Annotated in this window: 5 protein-coding genes; 2 read left to right on the top strand and 3 right to left on the bottom strand. The window is 38.6% G+C overall.

The genetic code is table 11. From position 1 onward, the window contains the following. Window positions 1–80: 80 nt before the first annotated feature. Window positions 81–1169 carry an ACR3 family arsenite efflux transporter gene (gene arsB, locus BUF11_RS03105; RefSeq protein WP_073587312.1) on the top strand — a complete coding sequence of 363 codons (1089 nt, stop codon included), beginning with the start codon at window positions 81–83 and terminating at the stop codon, window positions 1167–1169. Further along, window positions 1159–1569: an arsenate reductase ArsC gene (locus tag BUF11_RS03100; protein ID WP_073587311.1), complete on the top strand. Its 411-nt coding sequence runs from the start codon at window positions 1159–1161 to the stop codon at window positions 1567–1569. Before arsB ends, BUF11_RS03100 begins: the two co-directional genes overlap by 11 nt. Window positions 1570–1657: 88 nt before the next feature. Here BUF11_RS03100 and dinB read toward each other — a convergent pair whose 3' ends face one another. Genes dinB through BUF11_RS03080 form a run of 3 tightly spaced genes read right to left on the bottom strand, consistent with a single transcriptional unit; the run spans window position 1658 to window position 17475 of the window. Beyond that, window positions 1658–2728, bottom strand: coding sequence for a DNA polymerase IV (dinB, locus tag BUF11_RS03095; RefSeq protein ID WP_073587310.1), 1071 nt, complete (start codon window positions 2726–2728; stop codon window positions 1658–1660). A 54-nt stretch (window positions 2729–2782) separates the two neighbouring features. Further along, entirely contained in the window at window positions 2783–4213 is a 1431-nt protein-coding gene (locus tag BUF11_RS23735) for an MBL fold metallo-hydrolase (protein ID WP_084558418.1), read from the bottom strand. A 32-nt stretch (window positions 4214–4245) separates the two neighbouring features. Continuing rightward, window positions 4246–17475: a non-ribosomal peptide synthetase gene (locus BUF11_RS03080; RefSeq protein WP_073587309.1), complete on the bottom strand. Its 13230-nt coding sequence runs from the start codon at window positions 17473–17475 to the stop codon at window positions 4246–4248. Between the last annotated feature and the right edge of the window lie 2 nt (window positions 17476–17477).

Raw genomic sequence — 17477 nt, 5'->3', positions numbered from 1 at the left:
AGAAATTATTTGGTAAAGTCCAAGTCAACAATTGCAATTCCAGTTCAAAAGATTGATTTTAATAAAAGGAGGGCAAACAATTGGAAAAAGCAGATGGCAAACTATCTTTTTTAGACCGTTTTCTTACGTTATGGATTTTTCTTGCTATGGCGGTCGGCATTGCAGCGGGCAACTTTTTTCCATCGGCAGCGAACACAATAAATAGTCTTAGTACAGGTACCATCTCATGGCCCATTGCGGTAGGATTAATTCTGATGATGTACCCGCCGCTCATCAAAGTAAAATATGAGGAAATTGGCAAGGTGACCAACAATAAACGGGTTTTTAGTTTTTCACTCTTGCAGAACTGGATTATTGGACCGGTCTTGATGTTTTTGCTTGCTGTCATTTTTTTACCGGACAAACCGGAATATGCCGCCGGCATTATCGTCATCGGACTTGCCCGTTGTATAGCTATGGTGATTATCTGGAACACGCTTGCCAAGGGAGACAATGAGTATTGTGCTGCATTGGTCGCACTGAATGCATTCTTTCAGATTTTACTTTACTCGATTTACATCTGGTTGTTCCTTACGATAATCCCCAACACTTTGCACCTGTCCTGGGGCGGAAAATCAGTCCATGTCTCTATTTGGGAGGTAGCGAAAAGTGTTCTGACCTATTTAGGAATTCCTTTTGCTGCCGGAATCGTCACACGCTTTTCTATCATCCGCATCAAAGGCAAGGAATGGCTTAACCAATCCTTTCTTCCGAAAATCTCGCCCCTTGCACTGATTGCACTACTCTACACGATTATCATCATGTTCATACTCAAAGGACATCTTATTGTGCAATTGCCATTGGATGTTATACGGATTGCGGTTCCTCTGCTGATTTACTTTGTATTGATGTTTACGATCAGCTTTTTTATTTCCTATAAAAGTGGATTCCACTATGATCAGGCCGCAACATTATCCTTTACCGCAGCCAGTAACAATTTCGAGCTTGCCATCGCAGTATCCGTCGCTGTTTTTGGAATTGGCTCCGGTCAGGCGTTTGCTGCTGTCATTGGGCCTCTTATTGAGGTACCGGTAATGATCCTGCTGGTCCGCCTGTCTCTGTATCTCAAAGGAAAGTACTTCGACGAATACGGCGTACCACGAAAGAAAGGGGTACAAAATGAACGCTAAACCGAAAACCGCATTTATCTGCGTCCACAATTCCTGCCGCAGTCAAATTGCCGAGGCATTGGGCAAACACTTCGCGGCAGATGTTTTTGAAAGTTACTCTGCCGGAACGGAAACCAAACCTCAAATAAATCAAGATGCCGTGCGCATTATGAAGCAGCTCTATGGCATTGATATGGAGCAGACGCAATACTCTAAATTGTTGGATGATATACCGCCTGTGGATATCGTAATAACAATGGGCTGCAATGTGCAATGCCCATTTCTGCCATGTAAGCATCGTGAAGACTGGGGGCTGGATGATCCGACAGGAAAACCCGATGATGAATTCTTAAAAGTAATTGAGGCAATTCGTATCAACATACAAACTCTGAGCAGCAAAATTGTAAATGGAGAGCTGTAAAAGAGGAAAATCCTTTCGAAACTCTTAACTCCCCTGACCCCTCATGAATGAGGGATCAGGGGAGTTAAACTTAGTAAAAATTTATGGATTATAAATCCCATAAAGATAGCTGCTTATTCTCTTCCTCTCCTTCCAAAAGATTGGATGTATATATTCCAATCAGCCGTATGTCTTTTTCTAATTTACATTTTTTCAGCAATATATCGATGCAATACATAATCTCATTTTTGCTTTGTATATAATTATCACAGGTATATCTTTTGGTAATGATTGAAAAATCGAAATACTTTATTTTTATGATTACGGTCTTTATTTTAATCTTTCTATTGATTAATTCTTTTTCCAAACGTACTGCCACTTCTTCAAAGTGACTGCGTATATCAGCTCCTGTAGTAATATCCATTGCAAAGGTTATTTCTTTCCCAAGAGTCTTCCTCTGCCTGTCCGGATCAACTTCCCGGTCATCAATTCCTCTTATATTTTGATATATGATTGACCCTCTTTTATGCATGATCTCAACTAAATTTGCTTCGGATAGTTCCCGTAAATCCTTCCCGGTAAATATTCCCCGTTGATGAAATTGGTTTAGCGAAACCTTACCGATGCCAAAGAATTTTTCGATTGGTAATACGTCAATCATCTGTTGGTAGTTCTCTGTTGTAATTTCTGTAAGTCCATCGGGCTTTCTATAATCAGAGGCTATCTTCGCAAGACATTTATTGAAAGAAACACCGGCAGATGCTGTTAGATTCGTCTTCTCTCTAATTTTCCTTTTGATTTCTTTGGCAATCTCCACTGCTGATTTGATATCGTATTTATTATAAGTAACATCAATAAATGCCTCATCTAAGGATAAAGGTTCCACTAACTCTGTATATTCTTTATAGATATCGAATATGGTATTAGATATCGTTTTATAAAAATCAATTCTCGGTTTAATAAAGGTTGCATTCGGACATAGGACATGTGCCGTTTTAGAAGGCATGGAGGAATAAATTCCATATGTTCTTGCTTCATAGGAGCAGGTAGATACCACTCCCCTTTTATTGGGATCCCCGGCTATGATAACCGGAGTTCCCACTAGTTCCGGTCTTTCCCGTTGTTCAATAGAAGCGAAAAAAGCATCCATATCAATATGCAGTATTTTTCTATTTGTCATAGTAAATTAATTCTCACTCCTTATTTCACGTTAGTTTATTTGATTACAGCATCTTTATTTAAACCGGATCTGTGTTTGATTTTTACGCATCCTAAATTCTACAAACCGTTCTTTATCATTTAATTGCAGATAGATGTTATTTTCTAACACCTTATCATACTTTTGACCAACCGGTAAGAGAAAGCAGTGCCCCGGATAAACTAAGGTATTGCTGTCTACATATCTCTTGATTTTTTGGATGCTGGCATACATATCCGCAGCGTTACCGCCCTTCATATCACATACACCGCAGCCCTCCATAAATAATGTATCTCCCGTAAATAATTTATTATTTATCAGAAAACACATACTGCCTCTTGAATGTCCTGGTGTTTCTATACTTATGATATTATCATTTCCCAAGGGTATTGATCCACCGTCAAAAAGCGGTTGTAGATTTCTACATTTAAAATTATAATAATTAATTTCATCCAGGCCAATATATACCTCGCAATTGTATAAATCAAGCAGATCTTCCACAAGATTTGTATGATCGTAATGATAATGCGTCAGCAAAATGGAAGATACCCTTACACCATAGGTGGAAACCGTATTTATGATTTTATCCATTTCCCATGCAGGATCAATGATAATCGCTTCTCTTTGATAGGAATCCATCAAAATGTAAGTATAGTTTATCATTTCTCTTCTTTGCATCCGCAATACAACAACTTCAATATCCTGGTTTTTTTCCATGTGACACCTTTCCTGGAATTTTAATGGATCTTTCCATGTATTAAGTTGAATCAATTTATCTTTACGTAAGATGCCTGCATTTTTGGGCAAGGCAATGGTACAAATACAATCACCATACCTTCTTGCAATGAATTCATATTGATAAAAGTTCTTAAAGGTACCCCGAAAGATTTTACCTTCTTTTTGTATTTCATTAATTTCATATAGATTTAGTTCTGAGGTAAGACCTGTTTTCAGTATTTTGGAGATTGCTTCCTTCGCCGTCCACAATACAGTGTACATCATGGCTTTCTCATTTTCAAACTTCACTAAAAAATTCTTTTCATCCTCAGTTAACTGGCTATGAATGATTTCTCCATTCTTAGGCACGACCGCTTCTATATCAATTGCACATGGGAAACTTTCATTGAATGCGATTGCAACAATATATTTATTACAATGTGATAGGCTGATCTGAATATTTTCATTGGTACCTAACTTTACAATCGGCTGATGAAAAATTCCATGTTCAATTGATATATCCGCAAATTCATTCTGAACGGACAGCATAGATATTGCTTTTTTGCTTACCTGTTTACCTAATACAAACTCTTTTCTTCGTTTTTCAAAGGCAATGCTTTCTAATTCTGCCTTTTCCTTATTGCTTAAATAATAATTGAGAGAATGGTCTTGAATGATTGAGCTCATCCTTTCAATGCAGACAGAAAATGTTTTCTTATATTCACTGCTTTCAAAAACCGCAACCTTCATCTAATTTCTCCATAATCCTATCCGTATTATTTTTAAGTCTCTTCCCTTGTGTGCATAGTAAGGAACTCCTGCATAATCTCATTGAACTCCTCTTGGTGTGTTAAGTAAGGATAATGACCTGCTCCTTCAATTTCCTGATAGCTTCCGTTTACCACACTCTGACTTATGTATTTGGAATCATTGATATCAACTATGGTATCTTCCGAGCCTGCCACACACAAAGTAGGGGCCTTGATACTGATTAACAGTTTATTTGTATTAACGGTCAATATTTGTCCGATATATCTCATAACAACCAAAGCATTGACGCACTGGCTGTTCAGGAGCAGTTCCCTTGCCTCGTTAAATACTTGTTCCATCGCAGGATTCTTGCTGATAATCTTATCAAAATCATTCACTATACCTCCGGCAACCATCTGAGTAGCTTCACTCATTTTATCAATCGGGATATCCTCAATTGAAATATTCGGCAATCCAAAGTTTTTATAGAATGCACCGCACAAAATAACAGAAGCTGTTCTTTCCGGGTATCGGAATGCAAATTGCTGCCCGGCAATCCCGCCAAAGCAGGATGCAACCAAATGGACTTTATTAATTCCTAACTGATCAAGAACATCCGCAAATGCTAAGACCACAGTTTCTCCGCCAATATCATCCTGAATACCGCTTAACCCGTATCCCGGATGATGAATAATAATTAATTGATATTTGTCCTTGAACTTTTCTATCTGATTAATCCAAGTCGGGGCGGTCAGACCAATGGCTGGAATGAACAGTAAGGGAATCCCTCTCCCGATTATAAACACCTCAAGTTCCGCGTGATATTTTGTCATGACAAGCATATGCACCATTTTGTCAGACTCTGTATTGACCGCAGCTTGCGCCTCCCTTTGCTTAGCCATGGTGCGAAGTTCCCCGCTGCGATACAAATTACCATAGTTCTTAAGATACTCAGGGATATCGCTTTCTTCCAGCGAATTAATAATTTTGAATGCGGGTATCTCTATTTCAGATATATCCTTCTCCTCAATCTTATGCATACCCGGATTAAGCGTTTCCTTTATTGTGGCAAAGGAATTCTTCATAAAATAGTTTGCTAATTTTTCAATGGTATTGTTCTCGGCAAGTAATGTTACCACCAGTTTACCTAAGTCCTTTTCGAATTCTTTATGAATATCTGTTATAATTAATGAATCCACACCGAACTCAGTAAAATCCGTATGATCATCAAATCTATCCTCATCCAGTTTTAATATTCTGGAAAAAACTTGCTTGATATACGTCTTGATACTATCCATAGTTACCTCAGTTATGACATCCTGTGGTACTTTTTCCCTTTCCTCTGATCTCTTGCCTGGTAAGTCATTCCCCTTCTCCGCTTTTGGTTTCTTATCATTGACTGCCTTTCCGTCACTGATTATGATTCCGTATTTTTGCCTGTCACTATGACATATCACCGGACCAAATCCATTGACCCTTAGGTATTTTAAGCAAATTTCTGTCTTGTTATAGTCTGCAGTGCTTCCAATCAATAATATACCATTTTGCTTCAAATGCATTTTTATAAGATTGATATCGCTGAAATCTATTGTAATGTTATCCAAATCAGCAAGTATCATATCATAATATTGCTCCTCAATCCTATTAAGTTCATCTTCTTTGATTACATCAACGGCACTATCCTCAAGATAAGGGGAATTTTGCTTCCTATCGCTAAGAAATGCAATTTTGCAATGCAATTGGCCGGCAAGCTGTCCCGCATGGCCCAATAGTTCTTCCCAGCTGTTGGCTTCATTCATCAATTTTAACATTACCTGCTCCAATTTTGATCTATGAGCAGAAAGTTTTGTATAAATCTCAACCTTTTTACTCTCATCCACACCCATCAAACTGCGAATCTTTGGTTCTACATCCAAAGCCATAACCTGAGCGATATCGCAAGATAACACCTGTTCCAATAAGTTCATCCCGATTTCTTTCGTTAATGGCCGAATGCCTCTATCCTTATACTTTTCAATGTACGGGTCACCTTCCTTGTCCCAAAATCCCCAGTTAATAACTATTGCAGGAATATCCTTGATATCTCTAAGATATCTTGCGTATAAGTCTTCAAAACAGCATCCCTGCGCATAGGTACTCCACCCCGGATTTCCGGTAAAGGCTTCCCCGGAGGAGAAGAATGTAACAAAATCAATGCAATACTTACAGTATTCTTCGATTACTTTCCCCAGAACAACGCTTCCTTTCACCTTTGTTGAAAGTTCGCTTAACAGATTTTCTTCCGTAAGGGTATTAATTGGACTGTAATTAAGAAGCATCGCCAGGTCAAAAACCCCATTAATCGTACCGAACCGCTCCATAACCGCTGCAAATACTTCCTTCATGTCCTCATACTTAGCAATATCTCCCTTAAGGTATACGAATTCGCCTCCACCGGTATGAACCGCCTCTTCAATCCGTTTGATCTTTTCACTGTATTCGCTGCGCCCTACAACTACAATGTTTGCTTTTACTTCTTCGCTTAAATAGCTGCAAAGCTTTTCACCGACATTTCCGCTTCCGCCGAGGACAACATATACCCCATGTTCCACCAGTCTGCTCCTGGTAATATTGGGCATTTCAACTTCTTCCAGCACGAATTGATATACCTCATTCATTCTAAGAGCATAACTTTGCAGACTTCCTCTGGTACCGCTTAATGAGAAGAACAAATCCCTTGTTGCCTTATCCGAAACCTCTTCCTGTTCCAAATCAATAAATAGCGTACGTACTTTATTATATTCTTTTGCAAATACTTTCATAAAACCAAGTAAAGCCGCACCAAACGCATTATAGGAGCTCTCATAGCCTACCATGCAGGAATTATTAGTAATTAATATAAATTCAAGTTCTTTTGTCAGCAGGTCTCTTTCTTCTAACATTTTTACTAATCTATGCAGTGCTACTATCGTTACTGATTCAAATTCATGAAAGCTTTGATATAGGTCAATCGAGTCAAAATCAAATTTATGCAGGGCAAGAAAATAAATCTCATCTATCTGTGTCAGATGATCGGCTGCCAATGAAAAGCCATTCCTATCATTGACATCTATGCTCCATTGATTATCCTGTCGAACCTGATTTGATTTACCAAGTTCAATTGACCAAACACAGGAATCATTCACCCGGTGTCTAAGTTCTCTTACCATCGTTCTTGACAAATCACTATCTTCGTATACCACCAGTATATTTTTATCCTCTGTCTTAACCTCAACCGGCTTGGTATCTGCTTTTTTATAACGAGGGCGATAAATCATACCTGACGTATCCGGATAGCTTCGTTTTGCTTCTGCTGTTTCCATTGCAATCCCTGCGTTACCGGATGCAATCACTCTTGGTTCCAATAACTCTTCGGGCAGCCAGCATACATCTTTTCTAAACGCATATCCCGGCAGCGATACCTTCTTGCACTTCCTGCTCCGGTATAATTCCTCCCATTCAATATCAACTCCGGAAGTCCATAATACAGCTAATTTACCAAATCTTCGATTTCTCATAATGTTTCTAAGAAACGCCTGTCCTTCTTCATCAGAAATCATCTCATCCACCAAATGATTGGTATCTTTTGTGTTTCCTGCATAGATACCTTCAGAAATAGTATTCCCCGCGGCATATTCCTGCAATTTCATTCTTAATTCGGATATGGAACCGGCTAATACGGCGAGTCTTTCATTCATCGCTTCTCTTCCGATTTGAAGAGTGTAGGCCACATCTTTCATAGAAACTTCTGCTCTGACAGGCATTACTTTATTAGTGCTTCCAATATCTCCGGAGGATGTATTCCATCCTACTTTACCTTCCCTTGTCAATCTCTGTTCAATTTCTAAAGCCACTTCCGTAATCGAAGGATGGTCAATAAGTGTGTTAATATCAAAGGCACTCATCTGAGAAAATTCGGTGTTGACTGAGTCAATCATTTTCATGAGCTCGTTCGGTGTTATCAAATATTCACTGATTAATGCATTTTTATCGATGCTTTCCATGTCAATATCAATCTGCTTCGAAAGTATCTCAAGCACTTTATGAAGTATCAATGTTTGCCTGTTGCCGTCATCCGGATTATCTAAAAATGCAAGCATTACCTTTACATTTTCTAATAGTCTGTTTTTATCCTTAGCAGAAAAAACAAATAAATTTTCTTCCTCTGTTGAGGGAACCTCGTTTTTCGTATACTCTTCTAATAAGATATGAGAATTTGCTCCGCCGGCACCAAAGGAGTTAATGGCAGCTCTTCTCGGATATTGTTTCATTTCACCGTTTTCATTAAGAACAACTTGCTTCCAATCCTCTACTATTTGCTGGACATGGAACGGAGTCTCATCAAAATTTGTATTCTTATTCAATTTTTTTGAATGAATCGACGGTACCAGCTTCTTATATTTCATCTGTAGTAAGATTTTAATTATACCAACGATTCCTGCAGCCGATTCACAATGACCTATATTGGATTTCACTGAACCAATGGAGCAAAAGTGCCGGTCTTTTGTATATTGGCGAAATGCATTCGTCATACTTGATAGTTCAATGGGATCACCAAGTGCAGTACCGGTTCCGTGTGCTTCTATATAATTGACCGTTCTGGGATTGATATTATATTTCTCATAAACTTCCTTTATCACACTTGCCTGTTGTTTTACATTAGGCACAGTATATCCATTCGACCGTCCGCCATGATTGATGCTTGTCCCCTTGATTACTCCATAAATGTTATCCCCATCTTTGATTGCCTTACCAAGTGGTTTAAGGATAATTGCTCCTATCGCTTCCCCGGGGACATAGCCATCCCCGCCTTCTCCAAAGCTACGGCACCTGCCGTCGGAGGAAGCAAACTTCGTCTGGCTTAGGAATACATGTTTGTTGGGGTGTACAGTTAAATTCACACCGCCCGCAACCGCCAAATCCAGCTCTCCGCTTATAATACTGTTACAGGCAAGATGAATCGCAGTAAGCGAGGAGGAACACATGGTATCAAGAGCGATACTCGGTCCTCTGAAATTAAAGAAATATGAGATTCGGTTTGCAATAGAAGCATAGGAAGAAGCCGGAACAATAACTGTCCCGTCACTGAGCGGATTTGCTCCGTAAAGCTGATACTGCCCCCACATAACACCTACATACACACCTACATTGCTGTCTTTTAGACTATCTTTCGTATAACCCGAATCCTCCATAGCATGATATACTGTCTCCATAAAAAGTCTTTCCTGGGGATCAAGCATTTCTGCTTCCATCGGAGATATCCCGAAAAATAACGGGTCAAATTTATCAATATCATCCAAAAAGCTTCCCCATTTGGTATAGGATTTTCCCCGAACACCTTTTTCCTTATCATAATACTTTTTATAGTCCCAACGTTCTTTCGGAACCTCCGTAATGCAATCCCTGCCTTCCATAAGATTGTTCCAAAAATCATCCATATTATCTGCCATCGGAAATATACCGCTAAGTCCAATTACAGCAATATCCGTCTGTAACCTATTCTCGTTTTCGGTCACTTTCCAATCATCAGTTTGTTTCTCGGTATCGGAGTTTTCTTCTCTGCCTGTAACCGAAAAGTCATATTCATCCGAACTTTCTATCATTTCTATTTCACTGTCTGATTCTTTTTTACCAAATTGCTTTATTACTGTTTCTTCATTACTTTTCATTAAGTACTCGGCCAAATCCTCAATGTTGTTATATTCAAAAAACAATGTCTTAGGAAGTTCCCCGAATATTTGACTTAGCTCCTTATTCAAATCCATAATGATTACCGAATCAATTCCATACTCATCAAACGCTCCCTGACTCGATAATTTATTAAGAGAGAGCTTCGTCGCACCTGCAATGATATGTTTTAGATAATCTTCCAGAGAATACTTAAGATTTTCATTCTTTACCACTTTTCGCCCTCCTTTTCTGCTTCGTATTTTAGGACTCTTCTTCTCCAGGAAGACATGATTAATCTTATCACTATCTCCCAACAAAGGTAAAACTTGAGTCTCACCTGATGCTATTATCTTATGGAACATTTCCAATCCGTTTTCATTATCCAGTTCATGAATACCCCATTGGTTAAATATCGAATCCTTTACAAAAGATACAACCTGCATGCCACCGTTTTTCCATAATGTCCAGTTGATTGTACTGGACTTACCACACCGCTTATCCTGGGATACTAATTCATTTCTATGCTTGATAAAGTGATCCAAAAAACAATTGCCCATTGCATAGTCACTTTGCCCGGCATTACCGGCCAATGCAGACACGGAAGAGAACATAATAAAATATTTCAAAGACTCATCTTTACTGGCCAGATCAAGGTTGACCACTCCCAATATTTTCGGTGATAACACATGAAAGAAGTCTTCTTCCCCTTTTTTCATCAGATAGGAATCCCTGATTAAACCTGCCGCGTGAATGATACCGGTAATCTTACCATATCTTTCCTTTACGCATGTAACTAAATTCTCTGCTTCCTCATACTTTGTGACATCCGCGGAAATATATGTAACCTTACTTTGCATACGGTTCAAACAATCTTGTTCTTCCCTGGAAAGTTCTTCTTCTTTTCTTCTGCCGCAAAGAATCACTTTTGCATCCCATGTATTTGTCAGGTAGCTGCCAAAGAGTAAACCAAGTTTCCCCGCTCCACCGGTAATGATAACTATGTCATCCTTTCCGATATTGATTGTTTGATCCTCTTTTTGTATCATTCCTATTTGCTCAAATACCTTATGGCTTCTGACTTCATTCCGATAAATCACATCCTGATGCGGGATACCATAGGAAGCCTCTGTCATGGCAATTTTTAATAATTCTTTTGTTGGTTGCTTAATTCCTACATACTTAATGAGCGCTGTCTTTACCAGGGGATTTTCCAAGCTGACTGATTTTAACATTCCGCCAATTGCATCACTAAATGCTGTGACTGCCCTATTATCCTCAGCCTGGTGGATTACTATAAAATTAATTGGACGTATCAGCTTATTTCTTAACAATGCCCGTAACACCCGAAGGATCGGCCGATACAAATTTTGTAACCATGCCTCATCCATCCTCCTTCGTTCTATGTTCCCGTCATCGCTCCAAATAGGATTATTCTGTATTACTACAATATTTTGAATGAAACTATTTTCAGTCAATACTTCTTTGAATATTAATGCAAAGTCTTCCTCCCCCACAGAATGCATCGGAAATACACTTTTCAGATTTTGATCTTTTACCGCTTTTTCATGAAAATCGACATCATTATGAATAATCACTGTATTTGATACTTCGATATCATGATTAAAGATAACATCATCCTCCCTTTCTGCTTCTTTGAGATATACTTTCTGATGAACTTCGGGGACATTCTTCGGTTTGAAAGCTACCTTCTTAATCAAGTAATTTTTAATCGCAACCAATACTTCCCCATCAGAATTCATGATATAAAGGTCAAATTTTCTTATATTTTTATTATTCTGCAATATTTCTCTTGCATATACCAGGCATTCTTTCATTGGTTTCGATAAAATGTCTATTCGCTCTATTGAGAACGGGAAATATATCTCCTTCTCTGTCCCATTTGATTTGTCAGCGCCTAAGAGTACCAATACTGTTTGCAAAGCTCCATCCATAATAGAAGGATGAAGGGTAAACCCGTCAAGATCATTCCTCCCCTGCATCGGGATTGATAACTTAGACAATGCACTATTCTCATTATAGGAAATCGTTTCAATTACCTGGTAAACAGGGCCATAATGAAATTGATAGCTGTCAAATAGCAAATAGCACTCGTCTTTTGCTTTTTGCACATCCAAATCATTCATAATATCGTTTATATTGAATATTTTCGCCTCATTACTCTTTTCGTCAAATAAGTACCTGCCCTGGGAATAGATTTCCCCGCTTTCTTTATCCTGAATGGAATATGTCGCTTTATCCTGCTCACTAACAATATCAATTTTAATTTCTTTTCTTTCCAAAATAGGAAGCCGTTGATAAAACATTATCTCTGTAATAGCACTGACTTTCCTTTTACCTGATAGTGCACCATACTTCCTTGCCGTTTCTATTTGAAACGCACCAGGAACGATAATTTCTTCTCCTACCCTATGATGACTTAGATAACTATAACCCGGATCTAGACTTTCCGTATATGTTGCATTCCCAGGCATATACGGTTTAATTGGCTCCTCATTTAATCCTTCCGTACTTTGCTGCTGATTCACATCCTCAAACCAAAATCTTTCTTTGCAAAAGGAATATGCCGGCAGCGAAATTCTCCAGGGCGGATTTTGTTCCATATCATAATATTGATTCCAAGGAATAGTTTCTCCGCTTAACCATTTCTTGGCGGTCCTTAATTTTTCTTCCAGATTTTCTTCTAATGGCAGGCCTTGAAGCCGATGCTCTATTTCATTCTCCGCATAATTTTCATTTTGTATATACGCCTTTAGCCCGTCCATTAATTCTCCGGTTGTATGAACTACAAAAACAGCTCTATACTTCATCTCTTCCCGGCCATCCTGTAATGTAAACGCTATGTCTTTCAGACTGCCATGGTTGTCATTTCTTAAAAATTCAAGAAGCTTTTCTGCCGTCTCCAATAAACTATTCTTATTCTTTGCAGACAGTGGAATAATATAGCTTTCCTGTTCCTCTCCTCTGCTGCTTCTTTGACCTGCATATTCCTCCAAGATAACATGTGCATTGACTCCGCCAAACCCAAATGAACTGATACCCGCAAGTCTGGGAAGTGCTTTCCCATCGATAATGACCGGCTCCCACTCTTTCCCTTCCCTAATTAGATAAAATGGGCTGTCTGCCAGATTAATATATGGATTTTGTTCTTTCAGATGGATATTTGAAGGAATATATTTATATTTTAGTGACAACAAAACCTTAATTAATGATGCAATTCCCGCTGCTGCTTCAAGATGTCCGATATTCACTTTCACGGAACCCAGTCCACAGGTAAAATCTTTCGAAACAACAAGTCCATTCTTTTCATACAAGGTCTGAAATCCACTCTTTAATCCATTGACTTCAATGGGATCTCCAAGTGACGTCCCCGTCCCATGAGTTTCAATATAACTTACCAGTCTTGGATCCACATGCGCTTTTTTATAAGCTGCTGCCAACAAACCGGCTTGCGCATTGGGATTCGGTGCCGTCAGCGAATTTGCCTTTCCACCATGATTTTCTACAGTAGCCTTTACCACTGCATAGATTTGATCATGATCTTCTATGGCTTTATCCAGGCGTTTTAGATAAATAGTCCCGACTCCCTCTCCCCTGACATAACCGTCAGCGTCTTTATCAAAGGTTTTACACGCACCAGTTTCACTCAACATCCCCACTTTACTGGAAGCAATATAGGCAAATGGGTTGAGCATAATGTTCACTCCACCGGCAATCGCCTGTGTACATTCCCCATTTGAGATTGCCATGACAGCTCTATGAACTGCTACTAAGGAACTTGAACATGCGGTATCCACAGGTTCACTTGGTCCATGCCAATCATAGAGGTAGGATACACGGTTTGCTATTACACTTTTTGCTACTCCTGTTAATGTATAACCGTCAATTTTATTCATCATACCCATATAATCAGAACCGGTACTTCCAATGAATACGCCCATATCACAACCGCGTAAATCGTTTGCTTTATGTCCTGCATCTTCAAGAGTTTTCCAGACACATTCGAGAATGATTCTTTGCTGAGGGTCCATTAATTCTGCTTCTCTTGGTGATATTCCGAAGAATGTATTGTCAAACTTATCTACATCATGAATAAATCCCCCCCATTTTGAGTTGGTTTTATTCTCTTCAGTAGAGGAATCACCATAGCATTCTCTCCAATCCCAGCGTTCGAGTGGTACTTCCTGTACCATATTTCTATTGTTAATCAGATTATCCCAAAATTCATCCAGATTATCAGAATCCGGGAAACGGCCTGACATACCGACAATCGCAATCTCTGCTTTTTCCTCCCCCCCTGAAACTTTATTAACCTTATCCCCTTTCGGCAACTGATCTTTTATACTCCTTACAGTATCATTACTATGGTAATGCCTCATCATCTCTTCCCTATATTCGTTATGCAAGTATTGTGCAATCTCCTCAATCGAACCATAGGAATAAAAAATCGTAGGATTTATATCCGTACCAAATTTCCCATTCATTCTTTTACTCAATTCATGAAAGGTAATCGAATCAAAGCCATACTCACCGACGTTAGCCTTTTCATTAAGTTCAAGCACAGTATCACTCATATCCTGCATACAAGCTGCTATTTCTTCCTTTAGCTTATCTATGATTTCTTCTTCCTTTGAATAATTTACCGTTTTCTCGGCTATCTTAGCACTTCCATATAGCTTAAGTAACTCCTGTATGTTTCTTTCCGACAGGCTCTTACGATCAATCTTAGCATTTAATGTAGTCGGATAATGATTTAGGGCAATGTACTTAACTGGAATCATATATCTTGGGAGCCATTTTAAGAGCTCATTACTTAATACCGGCTCTTTTATCTTAGCAGCATGATAAATCATAAATGCTACTATCATCTTCTTTCCCGGTATATCCTCCCGTACCACCGCAACTGCATCATTAACCCCTTTAATTTCTTTTAAACGGAATTCAATTTCCTGCAGCTCAATGCGATATCCCCGTATTTTTACCTGGGCATCCATTCTGCCACAGTATTTGATTTCCCCATTATCAAGATATTTTGCTAAGTCACCTGTCCGATACATTTTATTACCGTAATGATGAAATGGATTTTCTACAAACCGCTCATTGGTCAGTTCTTCTTTTCCAAGATATCCTTTGGCCACACTACTGCCGGATATATAGAGTTCTCCTTCCTCTCCTATCGGAAGCATATTCTTATTTTCATCCAGAATATAAATCTGAGTATTATCAATCGGTCTTCCTATGGTGATATTGTCTGCGTCTTCTACTTTTGATATGGTTGACCAGATTGTGGTTTCTGTCGGCCCGTACATATTCCAAAGCTCTACTTTGTTCAAAAGCAGTTCTCTGGCCAGGGTTCTGCTAAGTTCTTCCCCGCCGCACAGTACTTTAAGCTTTTTCTCGTTTCGCCATCCGTTAGAAAGAAGTGCTTTTAAGGTAGCCGGGGTAGATTGAAATACATTGGTATCGGAATTCTGAAGCTTATCCATCAGCTGTTCCATATCATCCAGGACATGCTGTTCTGTAAATTCCAGTCTTCCGCCCATAATTAAAGGCAAGAATATCTCAAGCTGTGCAATATCAAAACATACCGTTGTAATTGCCAATAGAGAATCATCCTTTGTAAATCCGGGTTTCTTTGCAAAAGATACCAATGAATTATAAAGTCCCTGGTGTAAGACCTGCACTCCCTTAGGTTTTCCCGTCGATCCTGAGGTATAAAGGACATATACCACATCATTTACTCTGGGTATCATTTGTTGTACCGGGTCTAAAGCAGCCTTGTCGGCCTGCCCCAGGTCAATAATCCTGTCTTCCGGCAAAAGTTTGCCAATCTGTTCTTGTGTACTGCAATCCGTTATCACAAATTTTGCTTGTGAATCCGTAAGCATATACCTAATCCGTTCTTCCGGATACAGCATATCAACGGGCAAATAGATTGCGTCCGCTTTCATAATACCAAGCATAGCAATTATGATATTAATGGAACGGGACATACAAATTCCAATCACATCCTTCGAATTGACCTTACATCCTTTCAGATATGCGCAAAACCTGTCACTTCTTTGCATCAATTCCTGATAACTTATCTTGTCCTGCCCGCAGGTTATTGCAATATCATTCGGATACTTCAAAGAATTTGCATCAATTAAGTCGTAAATTCTGCTGTTTTTATCAAATGGAACAAATGTGTCATTCCATTTATCGATGAGTGAGTTCTTACCAAAATCATCTGTGTTTTTAATATTTTCATAAGTAATTTTAGGATTTTGCGTTACCTGCTCCATGATATAGGTAAATTGGTTACATAATTCATTCATCGTTTCCTGTGTATATGCATTTTGATCATATCTACAATTAATGATAAATCGATCCGATAATTCCAATATTTCAAAAACCGCCTCGAACTCTCCCTCCTGATAAATCGTTGGGATATGGATTAGTTTTATCAGTTCCCCTTCCTCATTCTCTGTGGAAAGTTGATCTACCCAATTTTGATAATACAAAACAGCATTCCCGATCTTGTCTGCACCGGTCTTTTTCCTGACGCTTTGAAGCGGGTAATAACCATATTGCAGGCACTCAAAAATCTTATCCTGATATGCGGATGCAATAGAGGCAAATGTATCTTTTGGCATAACTTCTTTCGTAATCATGATCATATTAACAAAGAAACCAATATCATTTTCATATTCTTTATGAAGACGATTTACAAACGGCGAAAGGATTGCCGCTTCAAACTCTTCTTTATATTTCTTTAACGCAATGTGATAGATACTTAAGATAAATGCATAGGAGCTGATTCCTAACTCTTTGCATAATACCTCCGCCTTTTCCTTTATACCTATATTTATTTCTTTACGAACCAATCCGCCTTGATATAATTTCGTACCAGCTTTCTTCTTTCTGGGTAAAGGAAGACTGGGTATATCATGTTTCAATTCCCCCGCCCAATACTCATATCCTTTTATATCATTTTTTATCATTTCTTCCTGCCATTGAACAAAAAACGGATAGTGATCGGAGGATACATTATTTCTTTTTTCGTTCCCGTTATAAAGGTTGGTATACGTGTCTTTGATGTCTTTTAACAGGATATTAATCGACAAACCGTCAAAAATGATATGATGGATGTTAATCATTAATATGAGCGTATTGTCTTTTGCCCGATAAAGTTTAAATCTCGCCAGATTTCCCTCTTCTAAAATGAATTTTATTTTTGCTTCTTTTTTAATTTCATTTTCGATAATCTGTTCTTTATTCAACTCACGTTCTAAGAGCTCAACTTCTATCACAGAATCATTATGATATTCCTGCATAGCATGTCCATTCTCATCTTCAATAAATCTGGTAGTAAAAACAGCATGCCGTGAAACTACTTCTTCAATGGCTTCTTTTAATAATAGCGGCTCTATGTTACCTTGTACATAATAAGACATAGGAACGTTATAGGCGGTACTGTCTGCATTTAATTTAGAATAATTCCATAAGTCTTTCTGCCCCTGCGAAAGCTCAAATCTCTTTCCTATTTCCGATGCATTATAATTCAATAATATCAACA

Origin of the sequence: Anaerocolumna xylanovorans DSM 12503 (assembly GCF_900143645.1) — a bacterium.
Lineage (GTDB): Bacteria > Bacillota > Clostridia > Lachnospirales > Lachnospiraceae > Anaerocolumna > Anaerocolumna xylanovorans.
This window is presented reverse-complemented; position numbering and strand designations above follow the sequence as displayed.

Coding starts and splice junctions, on each gene's coding strand:
- BUF11_RS03100 (WP_073587311.1), top strand. CDS start 1,159: ATGAACGCTAAACCGAAAACCGCATTTATCTGCGTCCACAATTCCTGC.
- dinB (WP_073587310.1), bottom strand. CDS start 2,728: ATGACAAATAGAAAAATACTGCATATTGATATGGATGCTTTTTTCGCT.
- BUF11_RS23735 (WP_084558418.1), bottom strand. CDS start 4,213: ATGAAGGTTGCGGTTTTTGAAAGCAGTGAATATAAGAAAACATTTTCT.